The organism is Flavobacterium sp. AG291 (assembly GCF_003350375.1).
GTDB classification, from domain to species: domain Bacteria; phylum Bacteroidota; class Bacteroidia; order Flavobacteriales; family Flavobacteriaceae; genus Flavobacterium; species Flavobacterium suzhouense.
This window is the reverse complement of sequence record NZ_QQAR01000001.1, coordinates 348772-369262: the sequence shown is the minus strand read 5'-3', so window position 1 is coordinate 369262 and position 20491 is coordinate 348772. Positions and strand designations below refer to the sequence as shown.

Genomic DNA, 20491 nt, shown 5'->3' with positions numbered 1-20491 from the left:
GCTAACAGGATAAATAAAACATATGCAGGCCACAAAAGCAGCACAACATATTTCAGGACAAATAACTTTAAGAAATAAACACGGGGGGATGAAAAAAAGAAACAGTATTACTATGCGAATACAAGTTGCAATAAACTGTTTCATTTTTAGAATAAGGAATCGCTATTACCGGAGAGAAAGCAAATTCAACCGGAGCCTGAAAAAAAAGCACCTCAGCATTTTCCTGGGCGGATTTTCTGTCTGACTCCTGCTTTTGCTCTTCTGCAGCTTTGGCAAGCTCTTTCATAAGATGACACTTCCCGTTACAGTGCATTTGAGGTTTTGTCTTGTTCTCACAAAGCTCTTTAGCAATATAATCGTAATTGATGACGTAATCCAAAACCGGCATTACAGGCTTTAGTAACATTATTACAATTACTATGAATATTGCTTTTTTCACGCCGCAAAGATAAAGCCCATTTGTTAAATAAAAAGTTTAACAGTTAAAAAAATTAAACCTTTATTCTATCTAAAATGTCTAATGGATATAACTTTAAAAATTATAATTATGAAAATGTGGATTTTAGCAATGGCAATGACAATGACTGTAGGCGCTAATGCACAACAAAAAAATGACAAACCGGAACCTCTAAAACCGGAACAAAGAGCAGAATTGCAATCTAAAAAAATGACGCTGGCACTAAACCTTAACGAAAAGCAGCAAAAAGATGTTAAGGAGCTTCTTGTTGAACAAGGCAAACAACGTGCAGAATTCAGAAGGCAGCACATGCCGGAAAGGCAGGCAGGCAAAAAATTGACAGCAGATGAGCGATTCGCCCTTAAAAACAAAATGCTTGACAACAGAATCGCGATGAACCGCGAAATGAAAAAAATTCTTTCTGAAGACCAATTCACGAAGTTCGAACAACTTAGAAAAGAAAAACATCACGAATTGAGAAAAAACGAAAGAAAACACAAAATTCATAACAGAGGGTAATTTTTTTGTGTAAAGTTTTGTGTTAATAATCAAATTAATTAGATTTGATGTTATATAAACATAAACTTTCTACCAAAAACTTTAAAATTATGAAAAAAATAGTTGCACTTTTCGTTGTGATGCTTGCTTTCGGGATTAATGCAAATGCACAACAAAAAAAAGCAGTTGCTACCAAGCCTGCTGCCAATCAGGAAGCATTAAGCAAAAAGGCTGCTTTCAGCGAAGCTGCTATTAAAGATGTTAATACGCTTTCTGAGTTTGTAAAACTTAATGCAGATCAAAAAGTAAAACTAAAAGGGCTTTTTGAGCAAAAACACATGGATTTAGCTCAAGACCTAAGCAGTGAGCGTAAAGCTGTTCTTGCAGACTACGTAGAAGCGCAAATGAAATCATACCTTGAGCCTGCTCAGGTTGCTAAAGTTGAAGGCAATGCTCAGCTAATGAACATCCTTACCCACTAAAACCGGGATTATGTTATAAAAAAAGCTTCCGTATTGCGGAAGCTTTTTGTTTATAGCTATTTGTGTATTTACAAAGTTTGAGCAACTCTGCCAATCGCTGCAATTGTAGCATCTAAATCTTCATAAGTCAATGCATCGGTAATAAACCACGTTTCGTAAGCCGAAGGAGCAATATAAACACCTTCTTTTAGTAATCCGTGGAAGAATTTTTTAAAGGTTTCATTATCGCCATTAGCCGCCGATTTAAAATCGGTTACCGGAGCAGCATCAAAATGAACCGATATCATAGAACCTCTTCTGTTTATGGTATAAACAACGTTAGCCTCATCTAATTGTTTGCGAATTCCAACTTCAAGATAAGCCGTCTTTTCCTCAAGCCTTTTAAACACATCAGTATCATTGTTCAGTGCTTTAAGCATTTCAAGACCTGCTGCCATTGCTAATGGATTCCCTGACAATGTACCCGCCTGATATACCGGGCCGAGTGGCGCAAGGTAATTCATGATTTCATTACGGGCTGCAAATGCACCAACAGGCAATCCTCCGCCTATCACTTTACCAAAGGCAACAATATCGGCTTTAATATTAAAAAGTTCCTGCGCTCCGCCCTTTGCAAGTCTGAATCCGGTCATAACCTCATCGAATATAAGCAATGTACCGTTTTCATCGCAGAGCTGCCTTAAACCTTCTAAAAAGCCCTCTGCCGGCGGAACACAGCCCATATTTCCGGCAACAGGTTCAATGATTATGGCTGCTATCTCATTTTTATTGGCTGCAAAAAGATCTGCAACATTTTGAAGATCGTTATAATTAGCAAGTAAAGTATCTTTTGCAGTTCCCTGTGTTACACCGGGACTGTTTGGTGTACCAAAAGTAACAGCACCACTACCGGCCTGAATAAGGAATGAATCCGAATGACCATGATAGCATCCTGCAAATTTTATGATCTTATCGCGTTTTGTATACCCTCTTGCAAGACGTATGGCACTCATACATGCTTCTGTCCCGGAATTCACAAAACGAATTTTATCGATATTAGGCACCATAGATACTGCAAGTGCAGCGATCTCTGTTTCAAGGGCCGTAGGAGTTCCAAAAGACGTCCCTTTTTTAGCCCTGTCAATTACAGCATTTACTACTGGCTCATAAGCATGCCCCAAAATCATTGGACCCCATGAGTTAATATAATCTATAAGCTTATTACCATCCTCATCATAAATATAAGGCCCTTTAGCTTCTTTAATAAAAATTGGAGTTCCTCCTACTGCTTTAAAGGCACGTACAGGAGAGTTCACGCCGCCTGGAATAACCTGTTCTGCCTCAGCGAACAGCTGGCTGCTTCTTTGATATAACATATTTATTTAACTTTTAATACCTGACCTATTGATAATGCATTGCTCGACATATCGTTAAGCTGCATTAGCTGATCTACAGTAAGATTATGTTTTTTTGAAATAGAATAAAGTGTGTCACCTTTTTGAACGGTATAGGTACCATATTTAGGGGCAGTTGATGAAGGCTGTGATACACTAGCCACAGGAGCTGTAGTTTTAGGCTTTGCTTCATACTTTTTGTTAAGTACTTCGGCATCATATTGTGCAAGCCCATAATTTTCAATCAGGCCGATAAGTTTTGCCGGATATTTAGGATCGGTTGCATAACCGGCTGCCTTTAAACCATGTGCCCAGCCTTCATAATCATCTTTATCTAGCTTGAATAATGATGCATACCTGCTTCTTGAAGTAAGAAAAAGGGCATGATCCTCATAAGAACCCGCCGGATCTTTATACTTACGAAAACATTCCTGCTCAGAGTCATCATCATGATATACCTTATCACCTGTCCAGTCAGTATGGCACTTTATTCCAAAATGATTATTAGCTGAAATACAAAGCGTACCTCTTCCTGCACCAGATTCAAGAATACCCTGCGCTAAAATAATACTTGCCGGGATACCATGACTGCGCATATTACCCTTTGCCACTTCTTTAAAATCCTGAATATAGGCCTTTACAACCTCTGCATATACAACTGTTTTTGAAGTAGACTCCAGGGTCTCTGTGTTTTTTGTTGAAGACGAAGCCGTGCCTGTTGTAGTTTTTATTGCAGGTTTGGTATTTCTTGCAGTCCTTGTTTTGGCTGTACCGTTTTTAGTTGTCTGCACTCGTGATTTAGACGATCCGCAGCTTAACAAAAAACAACTTAGTACAGTTAAAGCCAAAATTCTTTTTAACATATATCAGGTTTTAATTATAGGTAGTTTCTTTCTTAGTAATTCATTGTTCATTCCGGCAATCCCCTGGAGTCCACCCGTATGGATAAGCAAAATATCCGAGTTCTCAGGAAAATAACCTTTATGAATTAAATCTATAACGCCAAAAAACAGCTTTCCTGTATAAACAGGATCTAAAGGTATTCCGGTTTTATCAAAAAAATCATTTATAAAAACGATAAGCTCCTCTGTTACTTTACCATAGCCTCCAAAATGATACTCCGTTACCAATTGCCAGTTTCTCTGAGGGACAAATTTACAAATATCATCTGATAAACCTTCACCCTTAAGTGCCGGAAAGCCCAGTACTTCCTGCCCGGGAAATGCTGACCGAATTAGTCCCGAAATAGTACCTCCTGTGCCTACAGCACATGCAACATGTGTAAATCGTTGATCTTCCGGCAACAATATCTCTTCACATCCTTTTACAGCAAGCTCGTTTGTCCCTCCTTCAGGAACAAGATAAAAATCACCAAACTCCGCTTCAAGCTTTTTAATAAACTCAGCGTCAGCCTTAAGTCTATACTCACCCCTTGTTACAAATTTAAGCTGCATGCCGCATTGCTGTGCAAACTTTAGTGTTGGGTTATCCCCAATTTTATTAACCAGTTCTTCTCCCCTTATCACTCCTATTGTAGCAAAGCCATATTCTTTTCCTGCGGCGGCAGTAGCCGCGATATGGTTAGAAAAAGCACCTCCAAATGTTAGTAAAGCCTTCTTTTGGAGTTTCTTCGCTTCGAGTATATTGTATTTGAGTTTTCGAAACTTATTCCCTGAAATATGAGGATGCAGCAAGTCTTCCCTTTTTACGGTAAGTGAAATTTTGTCAGGAAAAGATAAGTTTACAGGCTGATTCATGCAAATGGTATGATATATGCAAAATAAGCATAAAATAACAATCCTTCAAAACACCGTCATAAGGTTCTGAAAATTAATCTTGAACTATGACAAGAAATGCACCCTTTTAATTATTGAATGTTAAAATTACCTACCTTTACATTAAATAAATTTTCTACAATGAAAATGGATGATGAAAATGAAATTATAAGTCCGCTGGTTGCACGCATCTCCTTCCATAAAGTACTGGAAGCCCTTGAGAAGATAGCCGAATCGGATGTAGACTACCGCTCAGACTATGCAAAGGCACTGTTGAGGCACACTTCTCCTTTTCCGGAGCTACGTGATGGAATTTCGGACCTTTCGCAACTCGAAAAACATAAAGACCTTATAAAAAACCTGCTTGCCGATCTTTTCCCGACTGCTCTTCAAAAAAACGAGATAAAGGCCGCAGCAATACCTTTTTTTAATTTTACCTTCAACCGTACTGAACGTTTTGAAGATATTCTTGCCAATGCCGGTGACGATTTTGGCATGGCCATACGTAATTTTGAGCAGCATGAATTTTATGTTTTTTGCTGTTGCCTTGTATTAAATGGTTATTACGGCCAGCATTTTGATTTCAGCAGGCCTTTGTTTTATGATATTCCTGATCAGGACGGCATCATGAAACATTATCGTATTTTATACAATGCCGATTTTTTAGAGATAATCCCTACTGAAAAGGCCATAGCAATTACTCCCGAGGACATAACACTCCTTATGAATAATTTTGATGACCTTGAGCTCTGGAAACAAAAATTCCCTCCGGAAAGCTGGGTAGTAAAAGGATTTGGTATCATTTCGCTATTTGATGCTACAAGCGAAATTGCTATTTCTAACTTAAAAACGAATTTATTATTAGCTAACAGTAGTCATCCTGATAAAGCTGCTATTAAAGAAAAATTTGAGGACATTTTCAGGTCAATCTACCGTATACCTGATTTACACATTGGTTTTACCGAGATAAGCATGGAAGACAACATGTTTAAGATCGCGCCTTTTAAACCCCTAAAAAGTTATATATTATCCGGCTGTAACGAGATGAACTGCAATGAAGTTTTCTGCCATGAAACACTTCAGACCATGCTCGACGAGAAAAAGAGCTACATCATATCTGATGTAGAAGCTTATCTCGAAAACAATGCTGTTGATAAAGACTTTGCGGAACATTTGCTGTCGCAAAACATTAAGAGCTGTATTCTGGCTCCCATCATAAAAAATGAAAAGCTATTAGGCTTTTTTGAAGTAGTCTCAGCAAGACCACGTGAACTAAACAGCATCAACGCCGTTAAGCTTGATTATGTACTACCATTCCTTACTGATACCATTGACCGTAACTATTCTGAGCTGCAAAACGAAATCGATGCTATAATCCAGAATGAATATACTGCCATACACCATAGCGTTTACTGGAAATTCAAGGAAGAAGCACTTAAGCATATTGTTAGCCCGGATAAAGAGAACCTGGCGTATAAAGAAATCGTTTTTAAGGAAGTATACCCGCTTTACGGACAAATTGACATTAAAGGATCTTCTACAGCACGAAACGAATCAATAGAAAAAGACCTGATTCGCCAGATTGAAAAACTTTTATCAGTATTCCGTTTTATACACAAACAGGAAAAGCTCCCTCTAATTGAGCAGCACATCTACGAACTGGAGAACATGGAGGGCGAACTTAAAAACTCGCTAAAAGCCGATACCGAATCTATAGTTCAAAGTTATATTGCTAATGAAATACATCCGGTTCTTCAGCATTTTGACACTACAAACGATGAAGTGCACGAAAAAATAAAGGCTTACTTTGACACACTCGACAGTAAAGTAAAAATGGTTTACGAAAGCCGTAAGGATTTTGACGATACGCTATCGATGATCAACAAACAAATGGCTGAAGTGCTTGACAGGAAGCAAGCAGAGGCGCAAGCCTTTTTCCCTCATTATTATGAGCGTTTTAAAACCGATGGCGTAGAGCATAACCTGTATATAGGAGCCTCAATATCACCTAACCAAAACTATAGCCCGCTATACCTGAGTAATCTTAGATTATGGCAGTTACAGGCCATGTGCGAAATGGAAAATGAGTATTACAGGATTCGCCCTACCCTGCCTTATGACCTTGACGTAACTTCTTTGATACTTGTATTCAGTTCGCCTATTTCGATACGTTTCAGGATGGACGAAAAACGCTTTGACGTAGACGGCACCTATAATGCCCGCTATGAAGTTGTAAAAAAACGTATTGATAAAGCTTTTATAAAAGGTACGACACAGCGTATTACCGAAAAAGGTAAAATTACAATCGTTTATTCGCACCGCCAGGAAGAAATCGAGTATAAAAGATACATACAGTACCTTCAGCATAACAATATGCTCGACAATAACATTGAGAGTTTTGAAGTAGAAGACCTTCAGGGCGTAACAGGATTAAAAGCACTCCGAGTGGGCATTCTTTACAGCAACAACCTCAACTCAACTGAGATGATGAGCTACGAAAATCTTTTAAAGGAAATATCAAACAAATAAAAAAATGCCACTTTATCAGTGGCATTTTTTTTTTACATTGCTTTGAAAGCATATACGAACGCTATTACCGAACTTATTATACCAATCATGAATATGGTATAGGTAATACGCAGTAATTTATATTTTCGGTTCAGGACCAAACCCAGGTAATACAAATCCTTTATCATGGAGTTGTAAAGATAATCCCTGTCTTTCATCATCTCATTCATTGCCCACTCATACTCAGTTATAGGCATTTTATAAAAGTTTCCAAAGAAAAGCAGGTTTACCTTTTTATCTTCGATATCTTTTCGGGTAAAGGTCCCGCTGGTTACCTTGGGCCTTGTTGACATTATGGCAAATATGATAGATACTACGCTAAAAAACACCATAATGAATGTTGGTATTATTAAATGGGCATTACTTGCACTGTCAAGCTTTGGTATAAGCGTACTAAGCGACACCGAAATAATAATAGCATTTACAGAAAGCAAGATATTGGCCTTACTGTCGGCAATATCACTAAGACGGGTATGATTACTTAAGGTTACACGAAACATGGTATCAATACCTCTCTCCGACTTCCCTTCCTTCTCTTTCTTATCTTTTTCCTTCTTCTCTTTCTTTTCCTTGTCTTTAGAATCGTCTTTCTGCTTCTGTTCTATTTCAGATATTACATTTTGCAGCCTGGCAATATTTGCTTCTTTAAGCGGTTGCAGCTTTTCTTTACCATAATCTGAATAAAAACGGTGCTCATGTATCAGTACATTTCTGTTAATAAGCGCCCATTCCATATCGCTAAATTCTTTGCCCTGTGTTATTTTCCATTCTTCTCGCAACAGTTGTGAAAGATCACAGTAATTAGGGTCCGAAAAATGGGAACAATCTGCATCTCTCATAATCTTTTCATCGCGAGTTTCCGGACTGGTACCCAGCTTAGTTACCTTTATAAGTGATGCCACTTTGGCAACTGCATCGTCTCCGTATCCTTTTTCACGTAAAAAATCTCCGGCTATAACGCCACTACGCTCTTCGTGGTTAACAGGACCGTCGATATAAGCCGAATCATGAAACCATGCAGCAAGGAGTAGTAATTCGGTATCTTCCTTACTAACACCTTCAGCAGCTGCAATAATCCGCACATTGTTAACCACACGCAAAGTATGGTTAAAATTGTGGTATATATAATCAGGAGATAGTTTATCTTTGAATAAACCAAAAACAAAATTTTCGGCTTCTTGAACAATATTCATAAGCAGGAATTTAACACCACCAAATTATGAAATTCTTTTGGCGTAACATAATAGTAAAAGCAAATATAAAACTCTTAGTTTTTCTTTTTATTGCATTAGTATTAAATTCTTGCGCTACGCATAAACCACAGTATGGAAAAGCAGCTACCTTACCTGTAAAAGACAGTACTGAAACTAATGCTTCACAAAGCGAGCAAAGCATTTTTCTTGTTGGAGATGCCGGCTATGCTACACAACCTAACTCGCAGCAGTTGCTTGCTAAGGTTGCCGAAAGACTTAAGACTTCAGGAAAGAATGCCACTTTAGTTTATCTTGGCGACAACATATACCCTCTTGGAATGCCACCAAAAAATGCCGTTGAGGAAAGAAAAGAAGCAGAAGCATCTTTAAACAGCCAGATGGCTCTTGCATCGGTTTTTGATGGCAAAACCTACTTCATTCCCGGCAACCACGACTGGTATTATGGTTTAAAAGGTCTTGAGGAAGAAGAAGCGTTCATAAAATCAGGATTGAAAGAAAAAAAGTCCTTCCTTCCCGGCAAGGGATGTGGTATCAATGATGTCAAATTAGGCGATAGCACCCTGCTTATAACCATAGACAGCCAATGGTATATTGAGGACTGGGATAAATACCCCACAATTAATGATGATTGTACCCTTAAAACCCGCGAAGATCTTTTTGAAGAACTTGAAGGCCTGCTTAATAAGAATTCAGACAAAACAATACTGTTAGCGATACATCATCCATTATTGAGCAATGGTACACATGGCGGGCAATTTTCACTTGAAAAAAACTTATTTCCCTTCCAGAGCAAAATCCCTTTACCAGTATTGGGCTCTGTTATCAATTTATTACGCAAAACATCAGGTGCAAGCACACAGGATCAGCAAAGCCCAATATATGCGACACTTTCAAAAAGGATAAAAACATTAATCCAGGATAAAGACAATGTTATTGTAGTTTCAGGCCATGACCATAACCTGCAATACATTTACTTTGAAAATATCCATCAGATAATAAGTGGTTCCGGATCTAAAGAAGAAGCTGCAAGAGCCATATATGACAATGACTTTTCTTATGGCGGGAACGGTTATGCTGTAGTTGACATTTTAAAAAATGGCAACTCTAAGGTAACCTACTACGGAGTAAAAGACAATATAGAAACCAAACTATTTGAAACTCCTTTACTTAAAAAACCGGAACCATTTACAACAACATACCCTAACACATTTCCGGCTACCGTAACAACATCGGTGTATACTCCTGAAATGACCAAAAGAAGCGGCGTATACAGCTTTTTAATGGGTACACATTATCGACAGTATTTCAGCTTACCGATTACAGTTCCTTCAGCATCATTAGATACACTTTATGGAGGACTTACCCCTGGGAGAGCCGGAGGTGGGCATCAGTCGATGTCAGTCAGGCTATTGGATAAAAACGGAAAAGAATATGTAATGCGTGGCGTAAAGAAAAGCGCTACCCGTTTCCTTCAGGCCGTTGCTTTTAAAACACGATACATAGGCGATTCATACGAAGGAACTTATGTAGAAGATTTTCTTTTGGATTTTTACACTACAAATCATCCTTATACGCCTTTTATTATGGATGATCTTGCCGATGCTGCCGGCATATACCATACTAATCCTGAATTGTATTACATTCCCAAACAAAATGCACTGAAAGAATTCAATATAGAGTATGGCGATCAACTGTACATGGTCGAAGAACGCCCTTCGGATGAACATAAAGACCTTGGAAGTTTTGGTAAACCTGATGCCATTGAAAGTACAGATGATGTATTGCTTAATCTTCAAAAGGACAAAAAATATGTCATCGATGAGCCGACCTATATCAAAGCACGTCTTTTTGATATGCTTACCGGCGATTGGGACAGGCATTCTGACCAATGGCGCTGGTCGAGATTCAATACTAAAGACAGTATTTATTACAGACCCATTCCCCGCGATCGCGATCAGGCATTTGCTAAATATGGCGGAGTTGCCTTAACCCTAATTATGACGGCTCCACCGTTACGACACATGAGAAGCTTTAAAGACCATATTCCTAGCATAAAATGGTTCAATATGGAAGCTTATCCGCAGGATTTGGCATTCATAACAAAATCAGGGGAAAGCGTATGGATAAAAGCAGCTCAGGAACTACAAAACGAACTTAACGATGAGGCTATAGAAAAAGCTTTCGCTGGCCTCCCTCAGGAAGTACAGGACGAAACTATTGCTAAAATTAAAGAAACTCTAAAAAAGCGTAGGTCAGATCTTCAAAAATATGCCCTTGAATATCGTGAGGTATTATTAAAAACTGTACTAATTGCCGGTACAGATAAAAAAGAAAGATTCAGCATTACCCGAATGCCACATGGCAATACTCAGATTAAAATGTACTGCATTAAAAAAGATGGCACCGAAATACTGACGCTGGACAAAACATACAATAAGCGTGAGACAAAAGAAATATGGATCTATGGGCTAGATGATGACGACATTTATGAAGTAACAGGCAAGCCTGAAAAAGCCATATCCATAAGGCTGCTGGGCGGACAGAACAATGACACCTACAACATTCAAAACGGCAAAAAAGTTAAGGTTTATGACTTTAAAAGTAAACCAAACACTTATACTGTAGACCATAAAACCAGACTGTTGCTGACCAATGATTACGAAACCAACAGTTATGATTACAAAAAACCTAAGTATAATGTATGGACGCTTTATCCTACGATTGGCTACAATCCCGATGACGGGGTAAAAATGGGGGCTGCCGGAGGTTACACCATCAACAACTTTAACAGAAGGCCATTTTCTCAAAAACATGAGGTAAAAGCAAACTATTATTTTGCAACCAATGGTTTTGAGCTGATATACAAAGGCAAATTCATGAATGTTGCCAGCAAGTGGAACATTGGCCTTGATGCCTTGTACACAAGCCCTAACTTCAGTATCAACTATTTTGGGAATGGAAACGAAACCCTAAATTTTGACGATGATTTGGGAATGGATTATAACAGGGTAAAACTTCAGGTATTCAGAGCTGCGCCTTCTTTGTTCAGAAATGGAAGAAATAACAGCACTGTCGAATTCCAAATACCCTTTGAATCTATTGAAGTAGATGAAACTGCAGGTCGTTTTGTAAGCCAACCGGGAGCTTTAAACGATTATCTACATGAGCATCGTCAGTTTATGGGAGCGACCGCACGCTACAGTTTCTCGAGTTACGACAATAAATCTCTACCGGCACTGGGACTTGAATTCAACCTTTTGGGAGGATGGAAAACAAGTCTTGACCAATTAGAGCGTAATTTCCCCTATCTGGAAAGTTACCTGAATATTGTGCATAAAATTTCGCATGATGACGTGTTTATATTTGCCACTTCGTTTAAAACAAAGTTGTTATTCAACAATAATTATGAATTTTATCAGGCAGCCACTCTTGGTGCCGATACAGGCTTAAGAGGTTACCGGCAGCAGCGTTTTACCGGAAAGCAGGGATATGTACAAAGCAGTGACCTGAGACTAATGCTTGGCCGTTGGAAAAGCGCCTTTCTCCCTATGCAGTACGGAATATTAGGCGGATTTGATTATGGACGGGTATGGCTGGAAAATGACAACTCTCGTAAGTGGCACAACAGCTACGGTGGCGGCATATGGGTAAATGCAGCAGGAGCCGCTACAGCAAGGGTAACTTACTTTCAGGGGTCAGAAGGCGGACGTGTCGCTTTTGGTTTCTCATTTGGCTTTTAAATCCGATAATTTAAGCTGATAAAGCTTACCTCCTGCATGTTTGTCTTTCTCATCAGCGATGAGCAGGGTATCATTATCTATAAAACAAAGGCCTTCCTTTTGGGAAACAAAACCTAACTCAAACATTTCAGTTTTTCCGTTAGCAAAATTACCCGATTCAAAATCGCTGATAACAACTATCTTATCGCCTGTTAGCAGTATCGCTTTATTTACGTCCGGACTTATATCGGCAGCGGTTATGGCGCAGCGGTTAAAGTTTTTACAGGTAGTCATTACTCCCAGCAACTGTGCTTTATGGTTTCCGGGTATATTAGGCACTTTATAAACATAAAAACTCCCATCAAATTTTGCACTCCTGTTCTTGGTAAACAAGTAAAAATTACCTTTGAATTCGAAGAATGCTTCGCAATCAAACATCATTTTCGATTTCTTAGGAGGAAACTCCGTTTGTTCGGGATATGAAAATGAAACCTTATCTGTAGCTTCAGCTGTTTTTTGGTTAAGCTGGGCATTATCTATCTTATATATTGCAAGATCTGTTCTTTTATTATCGTTATTTCCAAAATCACCAATATACAGATTCTCCTGCCCATCTGAAGTTAGCTCTTCCCAATCGGTGTTTTTAAGGTTTGTTATAGTAAGTTCACTAAGTGTTTTACCATCCTTATCCAGTTTATAAAGCTTGTTTTTATTCCCGCTATCTTCCAGGCTCCACAAAGCTTCTGATTGCGGAAGATATTCCAGCGCAGATATTTCTTTAAGGTCGGTTTTACCTAATTCCTTTAAATGCTGGCCGTTTCCGGAACACGACATTATAAAAACAGATAAAACTGAGGCCAGTAGACGAAATGGTTTCATAGTGATGTTTTGTGTAAATGTAAGAAGCATTTGCCCAAAAACAAAAAACCACCACATAAGGTGATGGTTCTTCTACTATTAAAAATCAAAAATTAGAACAGTGGCGATTCATACCAAATAGAAGCCGAATTACAAAAGGGCAATTTCTGGCCAGTAGATATTCCTTCGAAAACAAACCTCCATTTATAGCACAGTGGCATACTGCCAGGCAAGACAGAGATTGAAGGTGGTGCCGCAATAACGTTTTGCACGGTTCCTGAAGGTCCAAAAGTAAGCAGGGACCCCGTGTTGCTATTCATATCGTCGCAATCAGATAATGGCTGCACCTCTACTCTTACCCTGTAGGTTGTGGTTGCCGGAACCGAACCTGAAATAACCGGTGTAAAAACAACCACCGGATTTCCCAATCCATTCGACAAATTAACACTTACCTGAGCTGAAAGATTTATAAAACAAGACCTTGTTGCTAAAACTGTAGATTCAGAAACATCTGTTTTTTGAGTAGCCGAATTATCGTACTGCACATCATTCCCTTCCATATCTGCAGAACAGCTTCCTACTACTATAGCAACCAAAATTATCAGCAAAATCTTTTTCATATTCTCCCTACATTATTTGACATACACAAACATAAATCTGAAGATAAAACTGATAAAACAAAAAAAGATAAAAACGTTAAAATGCTCTTTTTCTTCGATAAACAACAAATATTAAAACACTGTTAATCAACCGTTAATTATAGAACCCTTAAGATATTGTGGCCAAATAAGTCCTTAACTTTAATAAGCTTTAAATTTATAATTTATACATCATGGAAAATCTAAAAAACAAATCTGATAGATCTAAAAAAGAGTTCAACCTGCCCTATGAAGACCCGGCAATCACAAATCCCCAGGAACTGGCATCATTTCCAAAACCTTCACAAATAATGGACGCAAAAGAAGTTGAACACGAAAGTGAAAACCATTTGGTTAATAAAAGAACACCCGTCAGAGAAGGACGTAATATTATAAGAACTGATAACAACCCTGAAAATGACGGATTCATGTAATAAAAAGAGCCTTTCTTAAGGCTTTTTTTATTTAATTATTACACATCATTAAAAATTAACTACCTATAACGTTTTCGTAAAATTATAATTTGTATCTTTAATCTATAAATCAGACGATTATGGCAAATTATTTATCTAACCGCCACGATCTGGGAGACCTTGGCGGAAACCCGAACCTTATGAACAATTCATACGATAATTTTACTTTTCCGTATGAAGACCCGGCAATCATCAATCCGGACGAACTAGCGTCCTTCCCTAAAACAACATGCCCTTCACACAATGGTAATTTCCCTCATCACGAAAGCCATTTGGTCAACCGAAGGAATCCATTGAGGGATGGAAAGAACATCACTATAACAGATAATCATCTTGATTAAGATGGCTATATGATTAATCAACTTTACTTTAAAATGGACTAAGGAGCTAAAAGCTCCTTTCTTTTTGGCTTAAAGGCTATAATTAAACCACAATTCAACGCAAATGTTATAGTATTCACAATTAGATTTTTGTTGGCAAAATCCCTTTATTATTTTAAATAATTTTAAGGTAGAGACTTACAAAACCCTAAGACATGAAAACAATAACCTTAATAAAACAATTTGCATTTAGTGTGGGAATTGTTGCCGGAATGAATGTTTTTACATCATGTAACAGTTGTGACAGAAAAACGCAGACAACTACTGAAAGCACTACTGTAACTTATGAAGATACCGTTTCAACCAATGAAACAACTACCACAGTTAGTGATGGAACAACTACATCTACTTCTATTAATGCAACAGGATCTGGCAGCGGAAGTATTAAAAAACCAACTAGCACCTCATCAGGCACCACAAGTTCAGGTTCATCAGCAACTACTGCTAAAGACGAGGCCGCTAGACAACAGGCTATTACTGACAGGATTGAAAACAGCGATGTAAATAATGCTGTAGACAAAAATGGAAACCCTTTAAGAAGCAGTGGTGCTGCAGGCAGTGGTTCCGGGACAGGCACAGGAAGTACTGGAAACAATTCAAAAGTTACAACCCGAGAAGCACAGAGAACGAATTAAAACCCAATACAATGAAAGTCGTAAAAGAAGCAATTTATACTTCTATTTTTGGAAGTACTACATTTCATAATCCGGAAATAACTCCCTTTTATGAGAGTGAAGGGATAAACAATGTTGACAGGTTACCAACTCAAAGTATATAAAATGATACCCCACACCGACAAGCCTGATAAAAAGCCTTCAAAAAAAGCAAATCAGAACAAGCCTGACACTTCAGCTAAGAATGTGCAGAAAAAAGATAATGAAAAATTTAGCCCCGGCGAACCTGAAGACTATGATGCCGAGAAATTCGCCACCGACTAAATAGAATAATCAAAAACTTGTGACAAATAAAAAAGCATCAGGATAGACCTGATGCTTTTTTATATAGCTCCGAGAAAACTACTATGCTAAGATTTATGGCACTCTTCCCTGATTCGTTGTATTTGATGCAGGCAACGTAGTTTGTTTATTATTTGTCCCTCCGGGATCTTCGGTTGTAATTGCTGTTCCGGGCTGTAAAGCACCCTGCGGTTTTGGATAAGCCAGTGTTCTTCCCGGATACGGAGACTCAGCTCCATTAATAGGATTTGCTAAAGGCACCTGCTTTGGTACTGTCGAAGAAGGCGTCGTAGTAGTCGGCGAATTTGTTTTATAAGCCTGTTCACGGTTTATCTCCTGTGTTGCATTTTCTGTAGGCGGTGTTCCCGGAGACGGCATAGCCGTAGGCGGATCAACCTTATTTACCTGTGCTGAGGCAATACCAAAAACCAGCATTAGCGTCAGCATAAAAATTGTTTTTCTCATGATGCGTGTTTTTGCGTTTCTATAAAGTTACAAAACACTTTTTAAGCTAACAGGTTAATTAACCAATGTTTAACCCAAATAAAAGCATATTAACTTTAGCTATTGCATTTATAAATACTCTTATCATTTGACAGGATATTATTAGGTTCAGCAGATAATTATTTCGACTTTGCAGAAGAAAAAAACGATTACGAAAATGAAAAAGTACAGCCTTCTTATAGCTGCTCTGCTTATTACTTATATGTCGGCCTTTGCCAATGTATCATTGCCTTCTTTCTTTTCAGACAATATGGTTTTACAGCGTAACAGCGAAGTAAAACTTTGGGGATGGGCAAGCCCATTCGAAGAAATCACCATCAAGCCATCATGGACAGACAAGGAATATAAAGTTACACCCGGAAATGATGCCTATTGGGAAATTTTAGTAAAAACAACTGAAGCGGGCGGTCCTTATACGGTAAACATAAAAGGCTATAATGAATTCTCGCTAAAAAATGTGATGTTAGGTGAAGTGTGGTTCTGCTCCGGACAATCAAACATGGAGTGGACAGCAAGCTCCGGAATAGATAACGCAGAAGCAGAAATTGCAAAAGGTAACTATCCCAACATACGATTTTTTGCAGCCCCTAAGCTTTCTTCACCTTACCCTCAGATGAATGTTCCCGGGGAATGGAAAATATGCACACCAGAAACGATGAAGTACTTTAGTGCTATAGGTTATTTTTTTGCAGAACGCCTTCAAAAAGAACTTAAAAATATACCTATCGGTATAATAAATTCCAGTTGGGGAGGGTCACCCGCCGAGATATGGATACCTGAAACTTACGTTAACAGCAATCCTGTAATGGCTTCAGCAGCGGCAAAACTATCAGCTATGTCCTGGAGTCCTATTGAATCCGGAAGAACTTACAATACCATGATTCATCCGTTTGTTGGCTACAAGATAGCGGGTGTATTATGGTACCAGGGAGAATCTAACGTTGGATCTGATGTATACGATACTACGTTGGGAGGGCTTATAAAATCTTGGCGCGAAGCATGGAAAGAGGAGTTCCCTTTTTACTATGTGCAGATAGCATCGTATAAATATGAAGGAGGAAATTATCAGGGAGTGACCATAAGAGACGCGCAACGTAAAGTACTTAATCAGGTTGCAAAAACAGCAATGGTTGTTATAAACGACATCAGTACTACGGAAGATATACATCCGCGCAATAAAAAGCCGGTCGCAGAAAGGCTTGCCAATTTGGCCTTAAGTAATACATATGGCTTAAATAAGGGGATGGTTAATGGACCTTTATTTAAAGACCTGAAAACAGACAATACTAAAATTATCCTGAATTTTAACTATGCCGATGGATTGCACTTTAAGGGAAAGACTTCAACACAATTTGAAATTGCAGGGGAAGATGGTATTTTTTATGAAGCTCAGCCCAAAATAGTAAACAATACCGTTGTACTGACTTCAAAAAAGGTTAAAAAACCTGTACATGCTCGCTATGCTTGGCTAAACATCGCAGTTGCAGACGTGTTTAACAGCGTAGGATTGCCAATGTCTTCTTTCAAAACTGAATAACATAAGAAAAGGGCCTTAAAGGCTCTTTTCTATTAACTTAACTAACTCAAATTATTTAGCATGAAGCCATATTTCGTGCTTTTTGATTGATGCTAATTATATAATACATAATGTGTGCCAAAACCAATATTTCAATAAAAAATATTTACTTTTTCCAGCTATCAAGCCTGTAGGCACTATCCCAAAATAAATACTCTAAACGACTGGCGCTCAAAAAAGCTTCACTCATTAGCTGTTGCTGTTCAAAGGTTGCTTTTTCTGCTGCCAGATCACAAATAGCAATAGCCTTGTCTACGAGCTGACCAAACTCTTCACCTGCATAGGTCGCAATCCAGTTCTGATAAGGATTGTTGTCTATACTGGCTATTGAAAGGATATGATCTCCAACCTTTTTGTATATCCAGAAACACGGCAATACCGCAGCCATACCTATGGCATTATCGGCCATGTAACCATTACTCTGCAGATAGTGTACATAATGATGGCATACGGGTGACATAGCCACTCGTTCATTCAGATTATAATCTTTAAAATAAGAATCGTGTAGTGCACGTTCCACTACGATAGCCCCTTCCGAAAAGCGAATAAAATCCAGCATTATATCAACATCCCGTGTCTTAGCTGCTATTATTGCCAAAACCCGTGCGAAATACTCCAGGTAATGCGCATCCTGCTGAAGATAATACTTGAATTTTTCAACATCGAGTGTTCCGGCTGCCAGTTCTGTAATAAAAGGCATATTTATAATATCGTTGTATACAGGCAAAGTTTCTGCCCATATCTTTTCAGACCATTTCATTTTTTATCATTTTTTGAGGGTTATAGGAATGGTTTAAAGGCCCATTCCCTTTACCGATTACGACATCGGCAGCATTAAAAATTGCTCCATGAACATACTCCTGCGCTTTGGCTACAGCATCCCGAATGGTGTCACCAATTGCAAGGTAAGAAGCTATCGCTGAAGAAAGGGTACATCCTGAACCATGCATGTTTTTTGTATCTATTTTATCCGAATGATACTCCTGAATCAACCCCGCGGCATTTACCAGCATTGAAGTCAATTTTTCAGATTGCAGATGTCCTCCCTTTAAGAGTAAAGATTTCGGTTTCATTTGCATTATCATCGCTGCAGCTTCCTGCATATCATCAATTCCTTTTACCGGAATTCCTGTCAAAAAAGAAGCTTCATCCATATTAGGCGTAATGACCGCCGACAACGGAAATAATTTTTCTACAATAGCAGCGACGGTATCCTCTTCAATAAGGCGGTGCCCGCTAGTAGCGATCATAACCGGATCAAAAACGACAGGAATATCCGGATAAGCTGCCAGTATATCGACAATAACATCCACAAGCCCCACACTATGCACCATGCCTATTTTTATGGCATTGGGTCTTATATCTTCAAGTACCGCTAAAAGCTGTTCCCTGACAAATTCAGGTGGCACACTATGTATTGCCCTTACACCACAGGTATTTTGGGCTACCAATGCCGTAACTACGCTCATACCATAACAGCCCAATGCCGCAAAAGTTTTAAGATCGGCCTGTATGCCCGCTCCTCCTGAGGGATCAGTTCCCGCAATAGTCAGTACTGTTGGATATGTATATTTTTTCATAAGGCTTTTTCAATTTGATTTCTTAAAACTTCGGCAGATTTTAAAGGATCTTTGGCACCACAAATAGCTGAAACTACCGCAATGCAGTCGGCACCCGCTTTTATTACATCAAAAGCATTGCTTTCATTCATGTTGCCTATAGCCACAAGGGGTTTATCGGTAAGCTTTCTTATTTGAGTTATTCCTTCCAGTCCCCATTCTGTTACAGTATCCGTTTTAGTCGCGGTAGAAAACACAGGACTTACTCCCAAATAATCAGCAAATGCTATTTCAGCATTTGTAAGTTGCTCCAAATACTCAATCGAATATCCAAGCATATCGCAATCAGCCCATTGTATTTTTATCTGAGATGGCGGAATATCGCTATTACCTACGTGAATACCATAGGCTCCCGATGCTTTAGCTACACTAACATTATCATTTATGATCAATGGAACATTATGTCTGTCGAGCATATTTTTGAGCTGAATGGCCGTTTCTGTAAACTCCTGAACCGATAAGTTTTTTTCGCGCAACTGAACCATATCTACACCACCCATAATGGCCTGTTCGGTAACCGTTACAATATCACGCCCCCGGCAAGCCTCCCTGCTTACTACCAGATAAAGCCTGCTAAGAAACTTATTATCCATTATCTTCCTGAGCTTTAAGGTATGTAAAGAAATCCTCCTGAGTAATAGTATATAGTTTATCCAGAATATTTAACTGGAGACTACCCGGACCGGCACTCTCTTTTTGTGCCAACTCTCCTGCTATCCCTAGCAATGCCATTGCAGCGGCAGTTGCCGTTAGTTTATCATTGCTAACCGCAGCAAATGCCCCCGTTAATGCCGAGGCTGTACAGCCCAAGCCTGTAACCAGCTGCATGAGCGGATGACCATTACTGATTAGTATTTTTTTATTTCCGGAAACGATTACATCCGTTGCACCGGAAACACAAACTACGCTGCCATAAGTATTGGATAGCCATTGCGCAGCGCCTGTAGCTTCCGTACTTTGATGCACACTGTCTACACCTTTTGATTTTGCTTCGCCTACTTTGGCCAGAGCCATTATTTCTGAGGCATTTCCACGAATGATAGTGGGTTTATAAGCTAACAGGCTTGCTACGGTTTCATTTCGATAAGCCGTTGCACCTGCACCCACAGGATCTAAAACCCAGGGCTTATTCAGCTCATGAGCTTTTTTAGCAGTTTTAAGCATGCTTTCAACCCAATATTCATCTAAGGTTCCAATATTTACAACCGATGCCCCGCAAAAAGTTACCATATCTTCTACTTCAGCATGAGCATGAGCCATAATGGGCGATGCACCGGCAGCAAGCAGGGCATTAGCAGTGTTATTCATTACCACGTAATTGGTAATATTGTGTACTAAAGGAGAATTTTCACGAACAGAAAGGATAGAATTCCAAAGAGACTCTTTCATATTTTTATAAAC

General features: G+C 38.9%; 22 protein-coding genes. 10 read left to right on the top strand and 12 right to left on the bottom strand.

Going from position 1 to position 20491, the window contains the following annotated elements; all coding sequences use genetic code 11:
• Positions 1–67: 67 nt before the first annotated feature.
• Positions 68–439 (bottom strand): hypothetical protein, encoded by a 372-nt coding sequence (locus DEU42_RS01710; protein ID WP_233506596.1) that lies wholly within the window; start codon positions 437–439, stop codon positions 68–70.
• 108 nt (positions 440–547) lie between these two features.
• On the opposite strand from DEU42_RS01710, the gene DEU42_RS01705 reads away from it, so the two are divergent.
• Both DEU42_RS01705 and DEU42_RS01700 read left to right on the top strand, forming a co-directional pair.
• Positions 548–976: a hypothetical protein gene (locus tag DEU42_RS01705; protein ID WP_147278044.1), complete on the top strand. Its 429-nt coding sequence runs from the start codon at positions 548–550 to the stop codon at positions 974–976.
• Positions 977–1065: 89 nt separating this feature from the next.
• The gene (locus DEU42_RS01700) at positions 1066–1437 is read left to right on the top strand and encodes a hypothetical protein (RefSeq protein ID WP_147278043.1); all 372 of its coding nucleotides are present in this window, start codon (positions 1066–1068) and stop codon (positions 1435–1437) included.
• A gap of 68 nt (positions 1438–1505) precedes the next feature.
• Here DEU42_RS01700 and hemL read toward each other — a convergent pair whose 3' ends face one another.
• The 3 genes from hemL to DEU42_RS01685 are packed head-to-tail and all read right to left on the bottom strand — an operon-like array spanning position 1506 to position 4567.
• On the bottom strand, positions 1506–2792 hold the full coding sequence (gene hemL, locus DEU42_RS01695; protein ID WP_114756545.1) for a glutamate-1-semialdehyde 2,1-aminomutase: 1287 nt from the start codon (positions 2790–2792) through the stop codon (positions 1506–1508).
• Between the two features lie 2 nt (positions 2793–2794).
• Complete coding sequence (locus DEU42_RS01690; RefSeq protein WP_114756544.1) at positions 2795–3673, bottom strand: glucosaminidase domain-containing protein; 879 nt, start codon at positions 3671–3673, stop codon at positions 2795–2797.
• Positions 3674–3676: 3 nt separating this feature from the next.
• Complete coding sequence (locus tag DEU42_RS01685) at positions 3677–4567, bottom strand: 1-aminocyclopropane-1-carboxylate deaminase/D-cysteine desulfhydrase (protein WP_114756543.1); 891 nt, start codon at positions 4565–4567, stop codon at positions 3677–3679.
• Positions 4568–4726: 159 nt separating this feature from the next.
• Here DEU42_RS01685 and DEU42_RS01680 point away from each other — a divergent pair, with 159 nt between their 5' ends.
• Positions 4727–7114, top strand: a complete 2388-nt coding sequence (locus tag DEU42_RS01680; RefSeq protein WP_317047558.1) for a GAF domain-containing protein — start codon at positions 4727–4729, stop codon at positions 7112–7114.
• A gap of 32 nt (positions 7115–7146) precedes the next feature.
• Here the strand turns inward: DEU42_RS01680 and DEU42_RS01675 are convergent, their stop codons facing one another.
• Positions 7147–8346 carry a Pycsar system effector family protein gene (locus DEU42_RS01675; RefSeq protein ID WP_114756542.1) on the bottom strand — a complete coding sequence of 400 codons (1200 nt, stop codon included), beginning with the start codon at positions 8344–8346 and terminating at the stop codon, positions 7147–7149.
• Between the two features lie 26 nt (positions 8347–8372).
• On the opposite strand from DEU42_RS01675, the gene DEU42_RS01670 reads away from it, so the two are divergent.
• On the top strand, positions 8373–12107 hold the full coding sequence (locus tag DEU42_RS01670; RefSeq protein ID WP_114756541.1) for a metallophosphoesterase: 3735 nt from the start codon (positions 8373–8375) through the stop codon (positions 12105–12107).
• Here the strand turns inward: DEU42_RS01670 and DEU42_RS01665 are convergent.
• Positions 12093–12965 carry an SdiA-regulated domain-containing protein gene (locus DEU42_RS01665; RefSeq protein WP_114756605.1) on the bottom strand — a complete coding sequence of 291 codons (873 nt, stop codon included), beginning with the start codon at positions 12963–12965 and terminating at the stop codon, positions 12093–12095. The two genes, DEU42_RS01670 and DEU42_RS01665, sit on opposite strands and share 15 nt — an antisense overlap.
• Before the next feature lie 92 nt (positions 12966–13057).
• Positions 13058–13564 carry a hypothetical protein gene (locus DEU42_RS01660; protein WP_114756540.1) on the bottom strand — a complete coding sequence of 169 codons (507 nt, stop codon included), beginning with the start codon at positions 13562–13564 and terminating at the stop codon, positions 13058–13060.
• Between the two features lie 212 nt (positions 13565–13776).
• On the opposite strand from DEU42_RS01660, the gene DEU42_RS01655 reads away from it, so the two are divergent.
• The 5 genes from DEU42_RS01655 to DEU42_RS17395 all read left to right on the top strand — a co-directional run bounded on the left by DEU42_RS01655 (position 13777) and on the right by DEU42_RS17395 (position 15373).
• Entirely contained in the window at positions 13777–14016 is a 240-nt protein-coding gene (locus DEU42_RS01655) for a hypothetical protein (RefSeq protein WP_114756539.1), read from the top strand.
• A 119-nt stretch (positions 14017–14135) separates the two neighbouring features.
• Entirely contained in the window at positions 14136–14396 is a 261-nt protein-coding gene (locus tag DEU42_RS01650) for a hypothetical protein (RefSeq protein WP_114756538.1), read from the top strand.
• Positions 14397–14590: 194 nt separating this feature from the next.
• A complete protein-coding gene (locus tag DEU42_RS01645; protein ID WP_114756537.1) occupies positions 14591–15070 on the top strand; it encodes a hypothetical protein in 480 nt (159 codons plus the stop codon).
• 11 nt (positions 15071–15081) lie between these two features.
• Positions 15082–15213, top strand: a complete 132-nt coding sequence (locus DEU42_RS17715) for a hypothetical protein (protein ID WP_255418233.1) — start codon at positions 15082–15084, stop codon at positions 15211–15213.
• A 1-nt stretch (position 15214) separates the two neighbouring features.
• Positions 15215–15373 (top strand): hypothetical protein, encoded by a 159-nt coding sequence (locus DEU42_RS17395; protein WP_158537840.1) that lies wholly within the window; start codon positions 15215–15217, stop codon positions 15371–15373.
• Positions 15374–15466: 93 nt separating this feature from the next.
• On the opposite strand, the gene DEU42_RS01635 is transcribed toward DEU42_RS17395, so the two are convergent.
• Positions 15467–15856 (bottom strand): hypothetical protein, encoded by a 390-nt coding sequence (locus DEU42_RS01635; protein WP_114756535.1) that lies wholly within the window; start codon positions 15854–15856, stop codon positions 15467–15469.
• 196 nt (positions 15857–16052) lie between these two features.
• Between DEU42_RS01635 and DEU42_RS01630 the strand changes: the two genes are divergently transcribed.
• On the top strand, positions 16053–17432 hold the full coding sequence (locus DEU42_RS01630; RefSeq protein WP_114756534.1) for a sialate O-acetylesterase: 1380 nt from the start codon (positions 16053–16055) through the stop codon (positions 17430–17432).
• 145 nt (positions 17433–17577) lie between these two features.
• Here DEU42_RS01630 and tenA read toward each other — a convergent pair whose 3' ends face one another.
• The 4 genes from tenA to thiM are packed head-to-tail and all read right to left on the bottom strand — an operon-like array spanning position 17578 to position 20479.
• The gene (gene tenA / locus DEU42_RS01625) at positions 17578–18231 is read right to left on the bottom strand and encodes a thiaminase II (protein WP_114756533.1); all 654 of its coding nucleotides are present in this window, start codon (positions 18229–18231) and stop codon (positions 17578–17580) included.
• Complete coding sequence (gene thiD, locus DEU42_RS01620; protein ID WP_114756532.1) at positions 18218–19051, bottom strand: bifunctional hydroxymethylpyrimidine kinase/phosphomethylpyrimidine kinase; 834 nt, start codon at positions 19049–19051, stop codon at positions 18218–18220. The genes tenA and thiD overlap by 14 nt, the downstream gene beginning before the upstream one ends.
• Positions 19048–19683, bottom strand: a complete 636-nt coding sequence (thiE, locus tag DEU42_RS01615) for a thiamine phosphate synthase (RefSeq protein ID WP_114756531.1) — start codon at positions 19681–19683, stop codon at positions 19048–19050. Before thiE ends, thiD begins: the two co-directional genes overlap by 4 nt.
• Positions 19676–20479: a hydroxyethylthiazole kinase gene (thiM, locus tag DEU42_RS01610; protein ID WP_114756530.1), complete on the bottom strand. Its 804-nt coding sequence runs from the start codon at positions 20477–20479 to the stop codon at positions 19676–19678. The genes thiE and thiM overlap by 8 nt, the downstream gene beginning before the upstream one ends.
• Between the last annotated feature and the right edge of the window lie 12 nt (positions 20480–20491).